Source organism: Bacillus rhizoplanae (genome assembly GCF_917563915.1).
Taxonomy (GTDB): Bacteria; Bacillota; Bacilli; order Bacillales; family Bacillaceae_G; genus Bacillus_A; species Bacillus_A rhizoplanae.
This window is the reverse complement of record NZ_CAKJTI010000005.1, coordinates 169,776-191,546: the sequence shown is the minus strand read 5'-3', so window position 1 is coordinate 191,546 and position 21,771 is coordinate 169,776. Positions and strand designations below refer to the sequence as shown.

Genomic DNA, 21,771 nt, shown 5'->3' with positions numbered 1-21,771 from the left:
GGAATGAGGTTATGCCGAAAGAAGCAGCACAAAAGCGCATTGAAGAGCTGCGTGACATTTTAAATAAGTTTAATTATGAATATCATGTGCTAGATAATCCATCTGTATCTGATGCAGAGTATGATCGTCATATGCAAGAACTTATAAAATTAGAAACAGAACATCCAGAATTATTTACAGAAGATTCTCCGTCTGTTCGCGTTGGCGGAGAGGTTCTTGATATTTTTGAGAAAGTAACGCATAAATCACCGATGTTAAGTTTAGGAAATGCTTTTAATGAAGGAGATTTACGTGATTTTGATCGCAAGGTACGTCAAGGAATTGACGGACAAAATGTAAGATATGTGTGTGAATTAAAAATTGACGGACTTGCCGTTTCCCTTCATTATGAAAAAGGGCGCTTCATTCAAGGGGCAACTCGTGGTGATGGTATAACGGGTGAGGATATTACACAAAATTTAAAAACAATTAAAGCAATTCCTCTGCGTTTAACAGAAGAAGTGACGCTAGAAGCGCGCGGTGAAGCGTACATGCCGAAACGTTCATTTGTTAAATTAAATGAAGAAAAAGAACAGAACGGTGAAGCTGTCTTTGCGAACCCTCGTAATGCAGCAGCAGGTTCATTGCGTCAGCTTGATCCAAAAATTGCAGCAAAGCGTAATTTATCTTTATTTGTATATGGACTTACTGATTTAGAAGGAAAGACAATTACATCGCATAGTGAATCGTTAAACCTTTTAGGGGAGCTGGGTTTTAAAACAAACCCTAATCGCCAAGTTTGCGAAACAATCGATGAGGTCATTCATTATGTACAAGATTGGCAAGAAAAACGTCCACATCTTGATTATGAAATTGATGGTATCGTTATTAAAGTAGACGATGTGTCACTTCAAGAAAATTTAGGAACAACAGCAAAAAGTCCGAGATGGGCAATTGCGTATAAATTCCCAGCGGAAGAAGTTATTACAAAACTCACGGGCATTGAACTAAGTGTTGGACGTACAGGTGTGGTAACCCCAACTGCTGAATTAGAACCAGTACGCGTTGCAGGAACGATTGTCCGCAGGGCTTCCTTACACAACGAAGACTTAATTCGTGAAAAAGATATTCGCATTGGCGACTATGTTGTTGTAAAGAAAGCTGGAGACATTATTCCTGAAGTTGTAAATGTGATTGTAGACCGCCGCACAGGTGAAGAAGAAGAATTTCATATGCCAACGCATTGCCCAGCATGTGAGAGTGAACTTGTTCGTTTAGAAGAAGAGGTTGCGCTTCGTTGTATTAATCCAGCATGCCCAGCACAAATTCGGGAAGGATTAATTCATTTCGTATCACGTAATGCGATGAATATCGATGGGTTAGGTGAACGTGTAATTACCCAGTTATTTGACGCGAATTATATTCGTACGTTTGCAGATTTATATACATTAACGAAAGAACAGCTATTACAACTAGAGCGTTTTGGAGAAAAATCTGCGTCAAACCTAGTACAAGCAATTGAAACTTCAAAAGAAAATTCATTAGAGCGATTGTTATTTGGTCTTGGTATTCGTCACGTTGGTGCAAAAGCTGCTCGTACATTAGCGGAACATTATGAAACGATGGATCACATAGCGAAGGCGACAGAAGAAGAGCTCACAACAATTAACGAGATCGGCGAAAAAATGACGCAATCTATCGTTACGTATTTTGACAATGAAGATGTACAAGAGCTATTACAGCAATTTAAATCATATGGCGTAAATATGATTTATAAAGGTATAAAACGAACAGATTTAGAAAACATTGAATCTTACTTTGCAGGAAAAATAGTTGTTTTAACTGGTAAACTAGAAGTGATGGGACGCAGTGAAGCGAAAAAGAAAATTGAAGAACTTGGCGGGAAAGTCACAGGTAGTGTGAGCAAAAGTACAGATTTAGTCATTGCAGGAGAAGCGGCTGGCTCTAAGCTAGCACAAGCACAAAAACATAACGTTGAGATTTGGGATGAAGCAAGGTTCTTACAAGAGCTCAATAATTAAGAGGTGCAAAGTTACCATGAAAAAAGTTATATTAGCAGTGTTAAGCCTTGGGTTACTTCTCAGTGGATGTAGCGCTGATTTGAAAAAAGAAGATAAAGTTGTAGAAAAATCCGGAGATTCGAAAGATAAAGCGATTCTTCCGAAATACTCTATTTCAGATGATTTTTATAAAACAGCAGTTCCGTTTAAATCAGGTTCAGCACATGGGTTAGCTGTACAAGGATTAAATAGCCGTTTAGATGTTGATGAATTTGAAACAGGATTAATGCGCATTGCGAAAGAATCATATGATACGAAAGATTATTTCTATCAGGAAGGAAAGTATTTAGATAAAGATACGATACAAGCGCTATTGGGCAGGAAACGTACACCAGAGCAACAAGCTAATTTAGAAAAAGTATCGAAGAAGAAGCTGCCAAATGGATTGAATCCAGAGTTACCGGCAGGGGAATCGGAAACATTACAAGCAAAAAATGAAAAGAGTCCAATTTATTTAGCGCAAATTTTAGAACAAGATTATTTAAAAACAAAAAGTAACAACGAAGCAGAGTTAAGCGGAGTTGTAATTGGTCTTGCGATGAATTCTGTTAATTATTATACAGAAGAACATGGTTATCCGCGTGAAAATAAAATCTCTGACGAAGAATTGCTAAAACAGGGCAAGGAAATGGCCCAAGAAATTTTACCGATTTTGAAACAGAAAGATGAATTGAAAAATGTCCCAATTACATTTGCGATTTATCGACAAGAAGCTAAATCTTCACTTGTACCAGGATCATTTTTATCATATACAACAGTTGATAAAGGCAGTGACAAAGTAGAAGATTGGAAAGCAATAGATGAAAAATATTATTTGTTCCCTTCAAGTGAAGCAGACACGAATTATCGTGACGATGCAACAATTGTAAAGAACTTTAATGCTAAACTAGCGACTTATTTTGACGGAGACTATACTGCGGTTGTTGGCAGAGGATTCTATAAAGACGGTCAATTAAAAGAAATGAAGCTTGAGATTCCAGTTCAGTTTAATGGAAAAGCGGAAGTCATTGGATTTACACAATTTGTAGCTGGGGCTGTTATGGAGTATTTTCCTAACTATGTTAAAGTGCAAGTAACGATTAAGTCGGTAGAACGCCCAGAAGCAATTATTATTCGTGACGTAAAGCAAGATAAACCGTTTGTCCAAATTTTAGATTAAGAGAAGGTCGTTCCTTATTATAGGAACGGCTTTTTTGTTGCATTATTTGCGAGCATTTCTCCCGCTATTCACGGGCAGTAATACTCCCACCTCAAAATTCGGTGAAAGCAAAGAAGATAGGTGGGAGATAAAGAATCCCATCACTGATTAAAGTTTCACTTTATATTAGAAATTTTGTTATAATTTTTAATGTTGTTAATAAAAAAGGGGATCGAGGGAAAGGACAGATGGAAGATTTAAGTTTGCAAGTCATTATACTACTCATTGCTTTCGGTTTTTTAGCGGCATTTATTGACTCTGTGGTTGGAGGAGGCGGGTTAATTTCCCTTCCAGCACTTATGTTTATTGGATTGCCTCCAGCTTCGGCTATCGCTACAAATAAATTGGCAGCAACAATGGGCTCATTTACGAGTACGGTTTATTTTATTCGTTCTAAAAAAGTAGATTTTCGCATTGTAGGGAAGCTAATTCCGTTCACAATTGTTGGGGCAGTTGCAGGGGCATTTGTTGTAAAGTACATCCCACCGGATGTTTTGCGACCTCTTGTGTTAGTTTTACTTGTGTTAATTGCAATTTTTATTATTTTAAAAAAAGATTGGGGTAGTGTATCTACCTATAAGAAAATGACGAAAGGAAAAACATTTTTATTTTATTTCGTCATTTTAATGCTTGGATTTTATGACGGTTTTTTTGGGCCGGGCACAGGTTCATTTTTAATTTTTGCATTTTTATTAATTGGGATGGATTTTATCGGTGCAGCAGCATCTGGTCGAATTTTAAATTTTGTTAGCAATATTGTATCATTGATTACATTTTTATTTTTAGGTGCAATTCAGTTTAAATATGGTTTGATTATGGGTTTATCAATGATTGCAGGGGCATATCTCGGTTCAAGATTTGCTGTTCAAAAGGGTGTAGGATATATACGAATTTTATTTTTGACAGTAACCATTTTGTTAATTGGGAAAAATTTTTGGGAATACGTTCATATTTTATAACATGATGCATATGCATCATGTTGTTTTTTTATTTATTATATTTAAAAAATTATTTAATTTTTAAAATATAAGTCTAAGAATATTTGAACAAATCGAAATTATCGTGTAGAATAATGTTGTATTATGTAAACGTTTTTTTCTAAGGGGAGGCTAAAATAATGGTAGTAGCATACAAACATGAGCCATTTACAGATTTTACAGTAGAGGCAAACAAAGTAGCGTTTGAAGAAGGTTTAAAGAAAGTAGAATCTTATCTTGGACAAGACTATCCATTAATTATTGGGGGAGAAAAAATCACTACAGACGATAAAATCGTTTCTGTAAACCCTGCAAATAAAGAAGAGGTCGTTGGTCGCGTTTCAAAGGCAAGTCGTGAATTAGCAGAAAAAGCAATGCAAGTAGCGGATGAAACATTCCAAACTTGGAGAAAAACGAAACCAGAAATGCGCGCAGACATTTTATTCCGCGCAGCTGCAATCGTTCGCCGCAGAAAACATGAGTTTTCCGCAATTCTTGTAAAAGAAGCAGGTAAACCATGGAATGAGGCAGATGCTGATACAGCAGAAGCAATCGACTTCATGGAGTATTATGCTCGTCAAATGTTGAAATTAAAAGATGGCATGCCAGTAGAAAGCCGTGCAATGGAATATAATCGTTTCTCTTACATTCCATTAGGAGTAGGTGTTATCATTTCTCCTTGGAACTTCCCATTTGCAATCATGGCAGGTATGACAACAGCTGCATTAGTGTCTGGTAACACTGTATTATTAAAACCAGCTAGTACAACACCTGTAGTAGCAGCGAAGTTTATGGAAGTATTAGAAGAAGCTGGCTTACCAGCAGGCGTAGTAAACTTCATTCCTGGTAGCGGATCTGAAGTTGGAGATTACTTAGTTGATCATCCTCGTACACGCTTCATCAGCTTCACTGGATCACGCGATGTTGGTATTCGTATTTACGAACGCGCAGCAAAAGTAAATCCAGGACAAATTTGGTTAAAACGTGTTATCGCTGAAATGGGCGGTAAAGATACAATCGTTGTTGATAAAGAAGCAGATCTTGAATTAGCAGCAAAATCTATCGTTGCATCTGCATTTGGTTTCTCAGGACAAAAATGTTCTGCATGTTCTCGTGCGGTAATCCATGAAGATGTATACGATCACGTATTAAACCGTGCAATTGAATTAACAAGTGAATTAACAGTAGGAAACCCGGCTGAGCAAGGTACAAGCATGGGACCAGTTAACGACCAAGCTGCATTCGATAAAGTAATGAGCTATGTTGCTATTGGTAAAGAAGAAGGTAAACTTGTAGCAGGTGGCGAAGGTGATGATTCTAAAGGTTGGTTCATTAAGCCAACAATCGTTGCTGACGTTGCAGAAGATGCTCGTCTAATGAAAGAAGAAATCTTCGGACCAGTTGTAGCATTCTGCAAAGCAAAAGACTTTGATCATGCGCTTGCAATTGCGAACAATACAGAATACGGTTTAACAGGAGCAGTTGTTTCTAATAACCGTGAACATATTGAAAAAGCACGTGAAGACTTCCATGTTGGTAACTTATACTTCAACCGTGGATGTACTGGTGCAATCGTAGGTTACCAACCATTCGGTGGCTTTAACATGTCTGGTACAGACTCTAAAGCTGGTGGCCCTGATTATTTAACATTACACATGCAAGCAAAAACAACTTCTGAAACTCTATAAGAAGTATAGGAAAGACCTTCTCCTTAGTGGGAAGGTCTTTTTTGTTCGTGTTATTCTGAAGGTTGCGCTGAACAGATATGTTAGCTTAATAGAGTATGATTTAAATAATGGTGATGTTAATGCGGGATAAAAATAGAGTGATTCTCAAAATCACTCCAAAAGTTCATTGATTTAGCCTGTTTTCCACCTCAATTTTTGGATTAATGCTTCTCAACAAAGATACAAATTTTTGTTTATCCTTTGGAGACACAAGTGCCATTCCAAAATCAGAGCCATAAATTATTTCAAGCCTGTCAATTGAAAGTGCGGGAGATGCTAACGGATTTTTTGTTTGTGTAATTTTTTTTATATCTTTTATTGAAACTCTCTTTTTTATCGGACCATTTTGGATGATTAGTAGATCGTTATTTACTTTATATCCTGTTGTAAACCAACTCCAAACTAACAAGATTGCAAAAGGTATTGTGAAAAAAAGAACTTCGTAGTCTCTTCTTATAAATAGTGGAACAAAACAAGCAATTATACAACCAAAATAAATGGGATATAACCATAAATCTTTTTTTGATGGAAAATACAATGAAATCCCCTCCTGTCTCTAAAGCTATATATTCTTAATGATCTATAAGTTCCATTAATTAGTAATTATCGGGTTTCTACAACCATTTTAGTTATAGATGCTTTGTTGTTGCTACACTTAATGATATCTGAAAATTCAAATTTATTGAAATGATGTTCGAGGTATGTTACATCCGACCTTTAAAAAGTACGAATAATTTTATAAATTTACAATTCCTTAACGATTAAAAAACTAAACATTTACAAGTTTTTAATTTTTGCTTTATATTTGTTTATTATTATTTGAAGTATAAACAAAAGCAAACAAACAATAAAACAAAAAGGGAGACTGACTTTTATATGAATAAAAAATCGATTTGGAAGGTCGTAACAGCAGGTGCTTTAGCAGTTTCTATGTTTGCAGGATGTTCAAGTAAAGAAGAAAAAGAGGCAAAAGCAATTGATTATAATAAGCTCTCGCTTCAAGAAGTTGTAGAAAAGGCGAAAAAAGAGGGAGAGGTCAATTCAGTAGGGATGCCTGATGCATGGGCAAACTGGAAAGGGACTTGGGATGACTTGAATAAAGAGTACGGCCTCAAACATACAGATACAGATATGTCGAGTGCTGAAGAGTTAGCGAAGTTCGAATCGGAAAAGAATGATGCAACGGGAGATATCGGTGATGTTGGTATTGCTTTTGGTCCATTGGCAAAAGAAAAAGGATTAACATTACCGTATAAAACATCCTATTGGAATGATATACCAGAATGGGCGAAAGATAAGGATGGCCATTGGGTAGTGGGTTATACAGGAACGCTCGCATTCATCACAGATAAGAATAAAGTGAAAAACCCACCAAAATCATGGAAGGATCTCGAAAAAGGAGATTACAAGGTAACAATCGGTGATGTACAAAAAGCAAATCAAGCACAATTTGGGGTATTAGCCGCAGCTTACGCAAACGGTGGAGATGAGAAGAATATCCAGCCGGGTGTTGACTTCTTTCAAAAGTTAGCTAAACAAGGACGTTTAGGTACAGCTGAGCCTAACTTAGCAGCTTTAGAAAAAGGAGAAGTTGATGTTGCAATCGTCTGGGATTTTAATGCATTAGGATATCGAGATAAAATTGATCCAAATCGTTTTGATGTAGTTATTCCAGAAGAAACGTCCGTTATGTCTGGTTATGCTACGATTATCAATAAGTATGCAAAACATCCATACTCAGCTATGTTAGCACGTGAGTATATTTTATCAGATAAAGGACAAACCAATTTAGCTAATGGATATGCTCGTCCAATTCGTGAAAATGTAAAGCTTCCTGCAGACGTAAAGGCAAAGCTTCTGCCAGATACAATGTACAAAAATGTACGACATGTAGCAGATGAAAAAGCTTGGGAAGATGTAACAAAACAATTACCGCAATTATGGCAAGAGCAGGTGTTAATGTATGTCAAATAAACTTGCATTTATTATGATTGATGGTTTGCGTTATGACACTGCGGTGATGCAAATGGGATACTTGCATCACCTTGTTGAAAAGGGAAAAGCAGCAAGGTATAAAGTGAAATCAGAATTGCCATCGATGTCTCGTCCTTTATATGAGGTGTTGTTGACAGGTACTCCAGCTTATGAAAATGGTATTACAACAAATAATGTAGTTCGTTTATCAAATAAGGAAAGTTTGTTTCATTTAACGAAAAAACATGGTTTAACAAATGCAACGGCTTCGTACTACTGGGTAAGTGAGCTATATAATAAAGCGCCGTTTCATCCTGAAACGGATCGTATTCAATTGGACGATTCCCGCCCAATTGAAAAAGGCATTTTCTATTGGGAAGATCATTATCCAGATACACATTTGTTTGCGGATGCTAATTACTTACTTCGAACATATCAACCGGATTTCTTGTATGTTCACTCTATGAATGTAGATGATGACGGACATAAATTTACAGCAGATTCAGCTAGATATCGTAATCGGGTTATTGCTGTAGATGTCATTTTAGCAAATATTTTACCGGCTTGGATAGAAGCTGGATATCAAGTGATTATCACTGCAGATCATGGAATGAATGATGACGGTAATCATGGGGGAACAACAGCGGCTGATCGTGATGTTCCGTTGTTTATCATTAGTGATAAAGTGACAACAGGAATATATGAGGAGGAAATTCCTCAATTACAAATTGCTCCTTTAGTTTGTAATTTACTTGGAATTCAGCCGTCACACCTTATGCAAAATTTAGTTATTCCTGGTGTAAAAAAGGCGTCTTTCATTTAAGAAGACGCCTTTTCTTTTAAGAGAGGAGTTTTAAATTTGAAACGTATTAATGGAATGCTTATAGCAAGTCTTATTCCGTTCTTTTTATTGATTGTGCTATTTTTAGTTGTTCCGCTCATTTCTATGATTTATGGAAGCTTTCAACAAACAGGAGGAAATGGTTTCACTGTTTCCAACTATATAGAAGTGTTTAAGAATTCTTATTATCATCAAGCATTTAAAAATAGTATTTTGATTTCGATTGTTTCAAGCTTTATTGCGATTTTAATTTCTGTGTTTGCAACGTACTCAATCACTCTTTTTCCTAGAAAAATACAAGATCGAATTTTAATTTTTGCGAACTTAACATCTAATTTTGCAGGTGTTCCTTTAGCCTTCGCTTTCATTGTCTTATTAGGGAATAGTGGATTGTTCATGTTATTGTTTCAACAATTGGGGTGGGATACGTTAAGCTCCTTCCACTTATATTCTTGGTCAGGGCTTGTATTAATTTATATTTATTTTCAATTACCGTTAGGAATCATGCTTCTTTACCCAGTCTATGCCGGAATTCAAAAACAATGGAAAGAAGCAGCTGTATTACTTGGAGCATCTTCTTATCAATTTTGGCTACGAATTGGCTTGCCGGTTATATTGCCAAGTATCGCAGGGACATTTAGCATTTTGTTTGCTAATGCAATGGGGGCATATGCTTCAGCTTACGCGCTAACTGGAAGTACGTATAATCTTGTGACAATTCGAGTAGGAGCTTTAGTATCAGGAGATATATTCGCCCGTCCTGAACTAGGTAGTGCATTAGCGGTTCTTTTAGGCTTAGTGCTAGTAGTAGCGATGTTAATTAATGAATGGTTAACTCGTAAAATTCGGAGGGATTTATCTTGAAACGACCGTTTTATCATTACGTTACAATAGGAATCGTTTTTTTGTATTTGTTTATTCCGTTGCTTGCAACAATTCTATATTCTTTTGCGACAGAGTGGAATAGAACGATATTGCCAGAAGGGCTGACATTGCAGTGGTACAGCGATTTATTTAATGATATGCGTTTTATAGAAGCTTTTGGACGATCTTTACTGTTATCGTTAGGGTCTACTGTATTAGCAATTGTCATTATGGTGCCTGCAATATTTTCAATTGTTGTATATGCACCTCGATTAGAAAAGTTTGTACAAGCGCTTATTATCATGACGTATGCAATGCCCGGTGTCATTATTGGCGTAGGTTTAATCCGTTCTTATTCAAGCAGCGGAATTTCGATGGTATTAGTAGTTGTTGGAGCTTACTTTGTTACAATTCTTCCTTATATGTATCAAGGAACACGAAATAGTTTACGTACAATACATGCAAAATCATTGATGGAAGCAGCAGAAATGTTGGGAGCCAGTCGCTTTACGGCATTTATGAAAATTATTGTACCTAACATTTTATCTGGGCTTTTAGTATCGTCTCTCTTGTCATTCTCTATGTTGTTTGGCGAATTTGTATTAATTAACTTGCTTGTCGGAGGACGTTTCGAAACGATTCAAACGTATTTGTATCAAAATTTAAGCAAAAGTGGGCACATTGCGAGTGCTATTGTAGTTTGCTATTTCTTTTTAATGTGTATTCTTTCGACAATTATTGTAAAAATGACACGTATAAAAAAGGAGACAGTGTAATATGAGTTATGTCACAATAGAAAACCTTACGAAGTCCTTTAATAATCAAACAGTTCTGCATGATATATCTCTTTCTTTTAAAGAGGGGGAATTTGTAACGTTATTAGGACCAAGCGGTTGCGGAAAAAGTACGTTGCTTCGAACTTTAGCAGGGTTAACAGAAATGGACAGCGGTACAATTCAAATTGACGGAAAAGATGTGACAAATGCAAAACCGAAAGACCGCCAAGTGGGAATGGTATTTCAAGCATATGCATTATTTCCAAATATGACTGTAGAAGAAAATGTAGCGTTCGGATTAAAGATGAAAAAAATGGACAAAGAGACGATTCGCCAAAAAGTATCTCGTATGATTGCCCTTGTTGGATTACAAGGAAAAGAGCAATCTTATCCAAGGGAATTATCTGGGGGACAACAACAAAGGGTTGCATTAGCTCGTTCTCTTGTAACAGAACCGAAAGTGTTGCTTTTAGACGAACCGTTGAGCGCATTAGATGCACAAATTCGTAAAAGCTTACAGAAGTTGTTGAAATCTATTCAACAGGAATTAAATATGACGACTGTACTAGTTACGCATGATCAAGAAGAGGCAATGGCTGTTAGTGATAAAATTTACATTTTAAATGCAGGGCATATTGCCCAAAGTGGTACACCGCATGAAATTTATACTCATCCTACCAATGAATTTGTGGCTAGATTTATCGGGAATTATAATGTATTAACGAGAGATGAAATGAAGTTGTTAATAGGAGAAGAGTTTACACATAACTTATATGCTATACGTCCGGAAGTGTTTAGCCCTGAATGCCAATCAAATACCTATACGATTTCTGGGAAAATTCATAAGGTTATGATGCTTGGAAATGTTACACGCTATGAATTGTGCTCTAACAATGTAACGATAACAGCTGAGCATCTTCATAGCACTAGAGAGATCTTACAAGAAAATGAACTGAAAAAATTATACATTAGTAAAGAGGATGTGATTCCACTGATATGAATTTATCATTACTCGAGCGTCACCAATATATTTTAGATCAGTTAGAACGAGAAAAAAAGATTATTGTCGCTTCTCTTGCTAAAAGTTTAGGAGTAACACCGGAAACAATTAGAAGAGACTTAGATATTTTAGAAAAAGAGAAAAAACTGAAAAGAGTACATGGCGGTGCTGTTAACTATCATCAAACAAATAATGAACCTCATTTTAGTCAGAAAATGAATGTATTTTACGATTTGAAACAGGAAATCGGAAAAAAGGCTGCACAGTTTATTCAAGATGGGGATACTGTAATGATTGATATAGGAACAACAACCATCCATTTAGCTCATTTCATACAAGATGTACAGCGAGTTACTATCGTTACAAACTCATTAGCGGTAGCCGATATTTTAAATCAACGATTAGAAGAGGAATATTTCGATGGGAAGGTTATTATTCTTGGGGGAGTATTAAACCCTGAGCAAAAATCAATTACTGGTTCTTTAACATGTAAAATTCTACAGGAGTTTCAATTTGATAAAGTATTTCTTTCATGCGGAGGAATTACACAGACAGATGTGAGTGATTATGATTTGGAAGAGGCTATTGTTTCTGCTGCAACGGTAAAGCAAGCGAGCCAAATATTTGTATTGGCTGATTCTTCTAAGGTGGATACAAAATCATTTTATCGTATTTGCCCATTGGCGGCGGTTGATTATATCATTTGTGATCAAGATATGCCGCATGCATGGAGAAAAAACCAGCTAGATACGATGCTACAATGGATTATGGTCAAAGGTGGAGAGCAATATGAAAGTTGATTATCATTTACATTTAGAGGAAGGGCCTTATTCATTGCGCTGGCTTAATCGTACAAATATTGCTTTAAATCATTTTAGTCCAATTGAGGAGAATTATCATACGCTAGAATGGTTGAATAAAAGTATGGAACGATTGGGACAGCGTCTTCAAAAAGGTGCATATGATGCAACTTGGCTCGATTTATATTTACAAGAGGCAAAGAGAAAAGGGTTAAGCGAAGTTGGGATTGTAGATCATTTATATCGTTTTAAAGAAACTCGTTCGTATTTTGAGCGGTATTTGGACTTGAGTGATACGGAAATTGGCAAAAAGCAACGATTATGGCTAGATCAAGTTATGACACAATCTATGGACGAATTTGTACAAGTTATTACAGACGCAAAAGCAGTCTGGGAAAAAGAAGGAATAAAGCTGCGCCTTGGAATGGAGGCAGATTATTTTCCAGGCGGAGAGAAAGAACTGAAAGAATTGCTTGGAGTATATGATTGGGATTATGTAATTGGTTCAGTTCATTATATATATGGATGGGGATTTGATAACCCTGATACCCAAGAATATTTTTCTAATTATAATTTAGTAGAATTATATAAGGACTTCTTCCATGTAGTAGAAAAGGCAATTCGAAGTGAGCTATTTGATTTTGTTGCTCATCTTGATAATTTAAAAGTATTTAAATTCCGGCCGGACGAGAATCTTCTCCTTTCCCATTATAAAGAAATTGCGAGAGCGTTAATCGAAACAAATACAGCAACTGAGATTAATGCTGGATTATATTATCGTTATCCTGTTAAAGAAATGTGTCCAAGTCCAACTTTTTTAGATATTTTAGTTCAAGAAGGAGTAGCATTTACCACATCCTCAGATTCTCATTTTCCTGATGATTTAGGGGCATATGTAGAGAAAAATACGGAAATGCTTTTGGGAAAAGGAATAAGGGAAATTGCTACATTTGAACAGCGCAAAAGAATTATGAGACCTTTAGGATAAGAAACATGAAAAAGGTTTTATTTTCGTTTGTACCATGGGAACTTTACTTAGTATCTTTAGTCTAAAACTTTTTTTATTAGGAATTACAATAAAAAGAGTGAATATATGCTGAATCTGCTTAGTTTTAACATTTCTATTAAAAATACGTTATATTTGTAGAAAATATATTGTATTTTGTAGTATTTCTCTGTATAAATTTCACACATTTCCTGTATAATACAATTTGAAAGAAAATCTATGATTAGACAAGAAGACACCGCTTTCAGTTTGCTCGCTGAAGGCGGTGTTTCTTTTTTCATACATCTTGATAGGAATATAGAGTTACTGATGGAAGCGTAAGAGAAATGAAACGATATAAAGTGAAACTTCCATCAGTGGGGGCGCTTCATCCCCTACTGATGGTTAGTTGAACCAATCGGGCTTTTACGGGCAGTTATCCCCCACCTATCTTCTTCCATTTTTCTGAATCTTGAGGTGGGGGTCTTACTGCCCGTTAATGCGGGATAAAGAAAATCCCTTTGGTTAAGTCCAAAGGGATTTTTCGCGCTGTAAAAACTCTTCAGTGCTGATTATCTCAGCATACACTTCGTTTAAGGAAGCTAGAATTGTATTGTGAATATATACAGCTGGAATAGAAACGTTTTTAAAGATTAAGTCTTTCGTTGCACACGCATCATGTATTACTGTACATGAAAAGCCAAAATCAAAGGCAGCTCGTACTGTAGCATCAATGCACATATGTGTCATCATGCCGCATATAACAACGTGTTCGATTTGTAAATCTTGTAATTCTTGTAATAATGAAGTTTCTCGAAAACTATTTGGATAATGCTTCAATATGACTGTTTCTTGCTGCAAAGGACGAACATTCTTATGAATGTGTACGCCTTCTGTATTTGGAATAAAAAATGTTGCATTTTCACGAGTGGAAACATGTTGAATATGAAAAATAGGCTGATTTGTTTCACGGAAATATTGAAGTATACGTTTTGCATATTCACTTGCTTCGCTAGCATTTCGCAGTTCCATCTTTCCGTTTGGAAAATAATCATTTTGGATGTCGACGAGTAAAAGAGCAGTTTTCATTTCAGTTACAGCCTCCAGTTTCGATTTTGTGTTCGTTTAATTATTCCATTAGTTTAGGGAGTTTTCCTTTTTGAAAAATGTGAGATAAAGAAATTTACATGAAATTAAAACTAAGAGGTTTAAGTAGAGGAGACCAGGAATTTTCCTGGTCTTTTCTATACCGTTATTCAATTGTCACACGTTTTAAAGAAGTTTCCGCAGGTTGTTTCTGTTCCTTTATATAAGAAGTTAGTTCTTCATGAAACATGTTCAGCACCTCGTGTGCTCGCTGCTGAAGCGGGGCAGGTAATCCGTTTATAACATACCCTCCAACTTCTATCTTCGTCCGAATGATTTTCCGTAATAAATCTTCACGCATGAACGACACCTCCAAAACGAATGTTAAGTACATCACCTTCAAATTTTGCACCTTGAATGGATAAATGCGTTAATGTTTTTGGTAAGGTAATGTTTCGTTTTACGGAACCAGCACGAATAATAAGTTCGTCGCCTTTTTGATTTAAAGAGAGTTCACTTTTATCAGAGAATGGAATGGAAAGAACAAAGATATATTCATCACCGTTTTTTGTGACATATTGCGTCCGTCCGTTGAATTTCACGGCAGTTGGATCAGAGTCATTTTTAAATAAAGCATCGCCAACACGCTCTAACATAGATAAACCAACGACTTCTTGTTCAAACATTGGTGCTTCGTAAATAGGAAGTGGTTGAAAACTATCTTGAATCAATGCTTTATATTTCTTTTGTGTATCTTTCCAAGCTTGAAAATAAGAGTCTGTTACGGTGTTAGGGATGACGCGATTTATCATGATAGCATCAACATTGTAGTCGTATAGATTTAAATACGTAAAGCTGCGCTGAGCCTCTTTAATAACCATTTTTTCTGGATTTACAACAATGCGAATACTCGTTACTTCTCGGTTGGATAAGATATCTCTCATTTCACCGAGTTGTTCGAGAGTATGTGTTAATTCGTCCATGGCATCATCGGTAGGAAGGGGGAATCCAAGAAGCGGCTGTGCAACAGGACGTACAACTTTTAATACTTTACGTTTAATTGGAAATAGTTTTTCCATCCACCAGCTGAGCATATCAGGGAAACTTAGCATAGCTAATGTTTCACCGGTTGGAGCACAATCAATAATGATGACATCGTATGTTTTTTGTTTATAGTAATCTAATACACGCAGTAAACTAATTAAATCTTCCATACCTGGGAACATAGTAAGTTCCTCTGTGGTAATATCGTCAGCTGCTTTTGATGTGAATAGTAATGTAATATATTTTTGTAGTTTACCCCAGCCTTTTTCCATTTCATAGATTGTATTAATTTCTTGTGCCCATAGATTTTCTCGAATTTTTTGTGGCTCTGAGGAAAGTTTAATACCAAATGAATCTCCTAAACTATGAGCAGGGTCGGTGCTCATCACCAATGTTTTTAGTCCTTGTTTTGCACTTTGGATTGCTGTTGCTGCTGAAATACTTGTTTTTCCTACGCCGCCTTTACCTGTGTACAAAATAATTCTCATCATCATATCCCCTTTGTTTCGATAGTCGAATATTACGAGGGTCGAAATATATTTTCGAATAAAAACCCATAAAGGGTTTTACTCAATTGGAATGTTTTTCATTTTAGGTGAAGTAAGCTTTTCTTCTGTTTTTTGTTGTGATGTAGCAATATGGTTCATGATTTTTTGGAAGATTTGCAGTAAAAATGCTTTTTCTTCTTCTGATAGTGCTTCAGTCACAAGGCTGAAGTAATGAGCAGCATTTTGCTTTACCTCTTCTACAAGTTGTATTCCAGCTTCTGTTAAACCAATCAATACAATACGACGATCACTTTCATTACGGTAGCGCTCAATATATCCTTTTTTTACGAGACGATTGACTACACCTGTCGTTGTACTCATTGGAATATCAAGAAGTTCTGTAATTTTACTCATCGTAATGTCTGTGTTTCGCTCCATCCATAGTAGACAGAATACTTCTGTTTTTGAAAGTGATAAATCAAGGCTTACCCATTCTTCTGGATAGAAAAGCTTCTTGGCGTTATCGAGCAGTAAATCTAAAAAATGTTCGTATTGCAGCAATTATTTCCACTCCCGTATATTTCGAGGTTCGTAATATTTATTTTTATTCTATGTTCAATCTTAATAAATGTCAAATAATTATTTTTAATTTTTCAGACTATATTCGTTTTGTTCTTTATAAAGAATCATATGTATGCTAGAGTAATACAAGAGATAGGGTATTTTACGTGAGATTTTATAATATGAATGATGGTATACCCATCTAATAATAGATTAAGTAATGATAAGGGGGAGAAGAAAAATGAAAAGGAGAAACACACAAGCTTTCACGTTTTTAGCATGGACATCTTTCGTTTGTGCGCTTTCTGGAATGCTAATTGGTATTTATACGCTAGATGAACCGCTTAGTGTAAAGGGATACTACTTAATAGGTACATTATTTCTAACAATGTCATGTTTTGTACTGCAAAAAACAATTCGTGATAATGAGGAAGATAATGAACATCTTCCGAAAAAAGAACCGATTGAAAAGTGATAAAATGACATGGAAGGCAAAAGCCTTTCTTTTTTTATGCAAAAATGCTGGAAGTCCCATGTGTTCACTTGCTTGAACTACTGAAAATTTGGTATCATCAATAGTATTGTAGATTGTACGATATATTATGGAGGTGGCCTAGCCGTGTCAAGAATTTCCGTTGAGAACGTAAAGCATGTTGCGCATTTAGCACGTCTTGCAATTACAGATCAAGAAGCAGAAAAATTTCAAAAACAACTCGATGCAATTGTTACATTTGCTGAGCAGTTAAATGAATTAGATACAACAAACGTAAAACCAACAACACACGTACTAGATATGAAAAATATTATGCGTGAAGATGTACCTGAAAAAGGTTTACCAGTTGAAGAAGTATTAAAAAATGCACCGGATCACAAAGAGAATCAAATCCGTGTTCCAGCAGTATTAGAATAGAGGAGGGGAATTTCGATGTCATTATTTGATCATTCTGTATCAGAGTTACATAAAAAATTACAAAACAAAGAAATTTCCGTTACGGATTTAGTAGATGAATCTTACAAACGTATTGCGGATGTTGAAAATAACGTAAAAGCGTTTCTTACATTAGATGAAGAAAATGCACGTGCAAAAGCGAAAGAATTAGACGCGAAATTAGGCGCTGAAGATAATGGGTTACTATTTGGTATGCCAATCGGTGTGAAAGATAACATCGTAACAAAAGGTCTTCGTACAACGTGTGCGAGTAAAATCTTAGCAAACTTTGACCCAATTTACGATGCAACAGTTGTGCAAAAGCTAAACGCTGCTGACACAATTACGATTGGTAAATTAAACATGGACGAGTTTGCGATGGGATCTTCTAACGAGAACTCTGGATTCTACGCTACAAAAAACCCTTGGAACTTAGATTACGTACCAGGCGGATCTAGCGGTGGTTCAGCGGCAGCAGTAGCTGCAGGAGAAGTATTATTCTCTTTAGGATCTGATACAGGTGGATCTATCCGTCAACCAGCTGCATATTGCGGTGTTGTTGGTTTAAAACCAACATATGGTCGTGTATCTCGCTTTGGTTTAGTTGCGTTTGCATCTTCACTTGACCAAATTGGACCGATTACACGTACAGTAGAAGACAATGCATATTTACTGCAAGCTATTTCAGGTGTTGACCGTATGGATACAACTTCAGCAAACATTGAAGTTGGCAATTACTTAGCTGGTTTAACAGGCGACGTAAAAGGTTTACGCATCGCTGTGCCAAAAGAATACTTAGGTGAAGGTGTTGGCGAAGAAGCTCGTGAGTCCGTACTAGCTGCTTTAAAAGTATTAGAAGGCATGGGAGCAACTTGGGAAGAAGTATCGCTTCCACACTCTAAATATGCACTAGCAACATACTACTTAATTTCTTCTTCTGAAGCGTCTGCTAACCTTTCACGTTTTGATGGCGTACGTTACGGCGTTCGTTCTGATAATGTGAATAACTTAATGGACCTTTATAAGAATACACGCAGCGAAGGCTTCGGTGATGAAGTAAAACGTCGTATTATGCTTGGTACATTCGCGCTTAGCTCTGGTTACTATGATGCATATTACAAAAAAGCACAACAAGTACGTACATTAATTAAAAATGACTTTGAAAATGTATTTGCAAACTATGATGTTATTATCGGACCAACAACGCCAACTCCAGCGTTTAAAGTGGGCGAAAAAATCGATGATCCAATGACAATGTATGCAAACGACATTTTAACGATTCCAGTAAACTTAGCAGGTGTTCCGGCAATTTCTGTTCCATGTGGATTCGGTGCGAACAACATGCCACTTGGATTGCAAATTATTGGTAAACACTTCGATGAAGCAACAATTTATCGCGTTGCACATGCGTTCGAGCAAGCAACAGATTATCATACAAAAAAAGCAAGTCTGTAAGGAGGCGAGCATAGATGAATTTTGAAACAATTATCGGTTTAGAGGTTCACGTTGAGTTAAAAACAAATTCGAAAATTTTCTCTGCGAGTCCAACAGAATTCGGAGCGGATCCAAATACACAAACAAGTGTAATTGATTTAGGATATCCTGGGGTGCTTCCAACTCTAAATAAAGAAGCAGTTAACTTTGCAATGAAAGCTGCAATGGCGTTAAACTGTGAAATCGCAACAGAAACAAAATTTGACCGTAAAAACTATTTCTATCCAGATAACCCGAAAGCGTACCAAATCTCTCAATATGATAAACCAATTGGGGAAAATGGTTGGATTGAAATCGAAGTAGACGGCAAAAAGAAACGCATCGGTATTACACGTCTTCATTTAGAAGAAGATGCAGGTAAATCAACACATACAGGTGAAGGTTATTCATTAGTAGACTACAATCGCCAAGGTATGCCGTTAATTGAAATCGTATCTGAGCCAGATATGCGTACACCAGAAGAAGCGTATGCGTATTTAGAAAAGCTAAAATCAATCATTCAATATACAGGCGTGTCTGATTGTAAGATGGAAGAAGGTTCCCTTCGCTGTGATGCAAACATTTCCCTTCGTCCAGTTGGACAAGAGAAGTTCGGCACAAAAGCGGAATTGAAAAACTTAAACTCTTTCACTTACGTACAAAAAGGTCTTGAGTTTGAACAAGTACGTCAAGAAAAAGAACTATTATCTGGTGGTATCATCCAACAAGAAACACGTCGTTATGATGAAGCAACGAAGAAAACAATCTTAATGCGTGTGAAAGAAGGATCTGACGATTACCGTTACTTCCCAGAGCCAGATTTAGTTGAACTTTACATTGATGATGAGTGGAAAGAACGTGTTCGTGCTTCTATTCCAGAACTTCCAGATGCTCGTAAAGTACGTTATGTGGAAGAGATTGGCTTACCAGCTTACGATGCACACGTATTAACATTAACGAAAGAGATGTCTGATTTCTTCGAAGCAACAGTTGCAGATGGTGCAGACGCGAAATTAACATCAAACTGGTTAATGGGTGAAGTATTAGCATACTTAAACAAACAACAAAAAGAATTAAAAGACGTAGCATTAGCACCAGCTGGTTTATCTAAAATGATTCAATTAATTGAAAAAGGTACAATTTCGTCTAAAATTGCGAAGAAGGTATTCAATGAATTAATTGAAAAAGGTGGAGACCCAGAAGAAATCGTGAAAGCAAAAGGTCTTGTTCAAATTTCTGATGAAGGAGCGCTTCGTAAGATCGTAACAGACATTCTTGATAATAACGAACAGTCTATTGAAGACTTCAAAAACGGTAAAGACCGTGCAATTGGTTTCTTAGTTGGTCAAATTATGAAAGCAACAAAAGGACAAGCAAATCCACCGCTTGTTAACAAAATTTTACTTGAAGAGATTAACAAGCGATAAGCACGAAAAGTGGAGGCGTTTCGCTTAGGATGAGAAACCGCGAAGCTGCTGAAACGAGAGTGCAACAACGAAGATTAAACAGAAAAACACCCAAATATGGGTGTTTTTCTGAGTTAATCAAACGTTTGTTTAAATGGTATTTAGTTTAAACAAACGTTTGATTAACTGACAAATATAAGAAAAATACCTGCAGTTAAGTATGGTATGATAGTTGCAAAAAGGTTGTAATAATGATAAATCTAAATCTAGAGGAAATTTTTTCATGATATGATATGAAATAAATGTTAATTTAGTGTTAACAATGAAATTATATTGCTTTGTTAGGTTGAAGGAAATACATGTAGAATTGAGAGGAGGGTACGCATAGGAGTGCTAAGCAAATGCTTGGCGGCTATTCCTTTCCCTTTTTGATGAATGAGGGTTTTCCTGTGCTAATGTTATATGAAACGTGCAAGAATTATTTATAATCCAACTTCTGGTCGCGAGTTATTTAAGAAGAACTTGCCGGAAGTACTACAAAAATTAGAGAAAGCAGGGTATGAAGCGTCATGTCATGCGACGACAGGCCCTGGAGATGCGACTGTAGCAGCGAGGCAAGCGGCAGAGCGTAAGTTTGATGTTGTTATTGCAGCAGGCGGCGATGGTACGTTAAATGAAGTTGTGAATGGGTTAGTTGGAAATGAGCACCTTCCAAAGTTCGGGATTATCCCAGTTGGAACGACAAATGACTTTGCTCGAGCGATTGGTGTACCCCGTTCAATCGAAGAAGCTGCTGATATCATTTGTGCTGGTCAAACGGTACCTCTTGATCTTGGAAGAGCAAATGATACATATTTTATTAATATTGCTGGCGGTGGCCGCATTACAGAATTAACATATGAAGTACCAAGTAAATTAAAAACAGTACTTGGGCAACTTGCATATTATTTAAAAGGTATTGAAATGTTACCATCTTTGCATCCGACATATGTAGAAATTGAGTATGATGGAAAAATGCTGCAAGAAGAAATTACAATGTTTTTAATTACGAATACACGATCTGTCGGCGGCTTTGAAAAAGTAGCGCCGTATGCGTCTATTAATGATGGTTTGTTTGATTTGTTAATATTAAAAAAGGGTTCTATTGCAGACCTAATTAAGGCAGCGACACAAGCGCAGCGCGGTGAGCATATAAATAATCCGAAAGTATTATATACACAAGCAAATCGAATTAAAGTACATTCTCCAGAAAAGTTAATGATTAATTTAGACGGTGAGTACGGCGGTGATGCACCGATGGAGTTTGAAAATATATATCACTGTTTAGAATTATTTGTTCCAGAGCAAGAAGAAACTACCTTGTAAAAGGTAGTTTTTTTGTAAAGAATTTAAATTGGTAGTTCGTTGTACTTTTAATGAAGGGTGGGTAGGGGACGCTGGGCGAACAAGTATGGATGTAGCATATATTTTTTGTCGGCATGTCCCGTCCATTCCTGCAACTGAAACGCGAGAATAGATAAAAATCTTTTAAATAAGTCCCTAAAGACTTACTTTGAGTCTTTAGGGACTTATTTTTTATGTCA

General features: G+C 36.4%; 21 protein-coding genes. 16 read left to right on the top strand and 5 right to left on the bottom strand.

Annotated features, from left to right (window positions below):
• Nucleotides 1–11 precede the first annotated feature (11 nt).
• The 4 genes from ligA (at nucleotide 12) to pruA (ending at nucleotide 5,923) form a co-directional block, all read left to right on the top strand.
• Nucleotides 12–2,021 carry an NAD-dependent DNA ligase LigA gene (ligA, locus tag LRP84_RS07740; RefSeq protein WP_230574556.1) on the top strand — a complete coding sequence of 670 codons (2,010 nt, stop codon included), beginning with the start codon at nucleotides 12–14 and terminating at the stop codon, nucleotides 2,019–2,021.
• Nucleotides 2,022–2,037: 16 nt separating this feature from the next.
• Nucleotides 2,038–3,219 carry a CamS family sex pheromone protein gene (locus LRP84_RS07735; RefSeq protein ID WP_230574555.1) on the top strand — a complete coding sequence of 394 codons (1,182 nt, stop codon included), beginning with the start codon at nucleotides 2,038–2,040 and terminating at the stop codon, nucleotides 3,217–3,219.
• 227 nt (nucleotides 3,220–3,446) lie between these two features.
• The gene (locus LRP84_RS07730) at nucleotides 3,447–4,217 is read left to right on the top strand and encodes a TSUP family transporter (RefSeq protein ID WP_230574554.1); all 771 of its coding nucleotides are present in this window, start codon (nucleotides 3,447–3,449) and stop codon (nucleotides 4,215–4,217) included.
• A gap of 158 nt (nucleotides 4,218–4,375) precedes the next feature.
• Nucleotides 4,376–5,923 carry an L-glutamate gamma-semialdehyde dehydrogenase gene (gene pruA, locus LRP84_RS07725; RefSeq protein ID WP_230574553.1) on the top strand — a complete coding sequence of 516 codons (1,548 nt, stop codon included), beginning with the start codon at nucleotides 4,376–4,378 and terminating at the stop codon, nucleotides 5,921–5,923.
• A 163-nt stretch (nucleotides 5,924–6,086) separates the two neighbouring features.
• Here pruA and LRP84_RS07720 read toward each other — a convergent pair whose 3' ends face one another.
• Complete coding sequence (locus tag LRP84_RS07720; RefSeq protein WP_230574552.1) at nucleotides 6,087–6,500, bottom strand: PH domain-containing protein; 414 nt, start codon at nucleotides 6,498–6,500, stop codon at nucleotides 6,087–6,089.
• 338 nt (nucleotides 6,501–6,838) lie between these two features.
• Between LRP84_RS07720 and LRP84_RS07715 the strand changes: the two genes are divergently transcribed.
• From LRP84_RS07715 to LRP84_RS07685, 7 genes are read left to right on the top strand one after another with little or no spacing between them, the layout of a single operon-like run.
• On the top strand, nucleotides 6,839–7,936 hold the full coding sequence (locus LRP84_RS07715; protein WP_230574551.1) for an ABC transporter substrate-binding protein: 1,098 nt from the start codon (nucleotides 6,839–6,841) through the stop codon (nucleotides 7,934–7,936).
• Complete coding sequence (locus LRP84_RS07710) at nucleotides 7,926–8,759, top strand: alkaline phosphatase family protein (RefSeq protein WP_230574550.1); 834 nt, start codon at nucleotides 7,926–7,928, stop codon at nucleotides 8,757–8,759. The genes LRP84_RS07715 and LRP84_RS07710 overlap by 11 nt, the downstream gene beginning before the upstream one ends.
• 36 nt (nucleotides 8,760–8,795) lie before the next feature.
• Nucleotides 8,796–9,641, top strand: coding sequence for an ABC transporter permease (locus LRP84_RS07705; RefSeq protein ID WP_437438765.1), 846 nt, complete (start codon nucleotides 8,796–8,798; stop codon nucleotides 9,639–9,641).
• The gene (locus LRP84_RS07700) at nucleotides 9,638–10,417 is read left to right on the top strand and encodes an ABC transporter permease (RefSeq protein ID WP_230574549.1); all 780 of its coding nucleotides are present in this window, start codon (nucleotides 9,638–9,640) and stop codon (nucleotides 10,415–10,417) included. Before LRP84_RS07705 ends, LRP84_RS07700 begins: the two co-directional genes overlap by 4 nt.
• A gap of 1 nt (nucleotide 10,418) precedes the next feature.
• Complete coding sequence (locus LRP84_RS07695) at nucleotides 10,419–11,417, top strand: ABC transporter ATP-binding protein (protein WP_230574548.1); 999 nt, start codon at nucleotides 10,419–10,421, stop codon at nucleotides 11,415–11,417.
• Complete coding sequence (locus LRP84_RS07690) at nucleotides 11,414–12,217, top strand: DeoR/GlpR family DNA-binding transcription regulator (RefSeq protein WP_230574547.1); 804 nt, start codon at nucleotides 11,414–11,416, stop codon at nucleotides 12,215–12,217. Before LRP84_RS07695 ends, LRP84_RS07690 begins: the two co-directional genes overlap by 4 nt.
• Nucleotides 12,207–13,205 (top strand): histidinol phosphate phosphatase domain-containing protein, encoded by a 999-nt coding sequence (locus tag LRP84_RS07685; RefSeq protein WP_230574546.1) that lies wholly within the window; start codon nucleotides 12,207–12,209, stop codon nucleotides 13,203–13,205. The genes LRP84_RS07690 and LRP84_RS07685 overlap by 11 nt, the downstream gene beginning before the upstream one ends.
• Before the next feature lie 522 nt (nucleotides 13,206–13,727).
• Here the strand turns inward: LRP84_RS07685 and LRP84_RS07680 are convergent.
• The 4 genes from LRP84_RS07680 to LRP84_RS07665 form a co-directional block, all read right to left on the bottom strand.
• Complete coding sequence (locus LRP84_RS07680) at nucleotides 13,728–14,291, bottom strand: cysteine hydrolase family protein (RefSeq protein ID WP_230574545.1); 564 nt, start codon at nucleotides 14,289–14,291, stop codon at nucleotides 13,728–13,730.
• A gap of 163 nt (nucleotides 14,292–14,454) precedes the next feature.
• Nucleotides 14,455–14,649: a DUF3926 domain-containing protein gene (locus LRP84_RS07675; protein ID WP_230574544.1), complete on the bottom strand. Its 195-nt coding sequence runs from the start codon at nucleotides 14,647–14,649 to the stop codon at nucleotides 14,455–14,457.
• Entirely contained in the window at nucleotides 14,642–15,823 is a 1,182-nt protein-coding gene (locus LRP84_RS07670) for an ArsA family ATPase (protein ID WP_230574543.1), read from the bottom strand. Before LRP84_RS07670 ends, LRP84_RS07675 begins: the two co-directional genes overlap by 8 nt.
• 75 nt (nucleotides 15,824–15,898) lie before the next feature.
• Nucleotides 15,899–16,381: a MarR family winged helix-turn-helix transcriptional regulator gene (locus LRP84_RS07665; protein WP_230574542.1), complete on the bottom strand. Its 483-nt coding sequence runs from the start codon at nucleotides 16,379–16,381 to the stop codon at nucleotides 15,899–15,901.
• Between the two features lie 241 nt (nucleotides 16,382–16,622).
• Between LRP84_RS07665 and LRP84_RS07660 the strand changes: the two genes are divergently transcribed.
• From LRP84_RS07660 to LRP84_RS07640, 5 genes are all read left to right on the top strand, one after another.
• Entirely contained in the window at nucleotides 16,623–16,856 is a 234-nt protein-coding gene (locus LRP84_RS07660) for a YiaA/YiaB family inner membrane protein (RefSeq protein ID WP_098309174.1), read from the top strand.
• Between the two features lie 144 nt (nucleotides 16,857–17,000).
• On the top strand, nucleotides 17,001–17,291 hold the full coding sequence (gene gatC, locus LRP84_RS07655) for an Asp-tRNA(Asn)/Glu-tRNA(Gln) amidotransferase subunit GatC (protein ID WP_020062440.1): 291 nt from the start codon (nucleotides 17,001–17,003) through the stop codon (nucleotides 17,289–17,291).
• 15 nt (nucleotides 17,292–17,306) lie between these two features.
• Entirely contained in the window at nucleotides 17,307–18,764 is a 1,458-nt protein-coding gene (gene gatA / locus LRP84_RS07650; protein ID WP_230574541.1) for an Asp-tRNA(Asn)/Glu-tRNA(Gln) amidotransferase subunit GatA, read from the top strand.
• 14 nt (nucleotides 18,765–18,778) lie between these two features.
• Entirely contained in the window at nucleotides 18,779–20,209 is a 1,431-nt protein-coding gene (gatB, locus tag LRP84_RS07645; RefSeq protein WP_230574540.1) for an Asp-tRNA(Asn)/Glu-tRNA(Gln) amidotransferase subunit GatB, read from the top strand.
• Nucleotides 20,210–20,650: 441 nt separating this feature from the next.
• Complete coding sequence (locus LRP84_RS07640; RefSeq protein ID WP_230574539.1) at nucleotides 20,651–21,553, top strand: diacylglycerol kinase; 903 nt, start codon at nucleotides 20,651–20,653, stop codon at nucleotides 21,551–21,553.
• The last annotated feature ends 218 nt before the right edge of the window (nucleotides 21,554–21,771 follow it).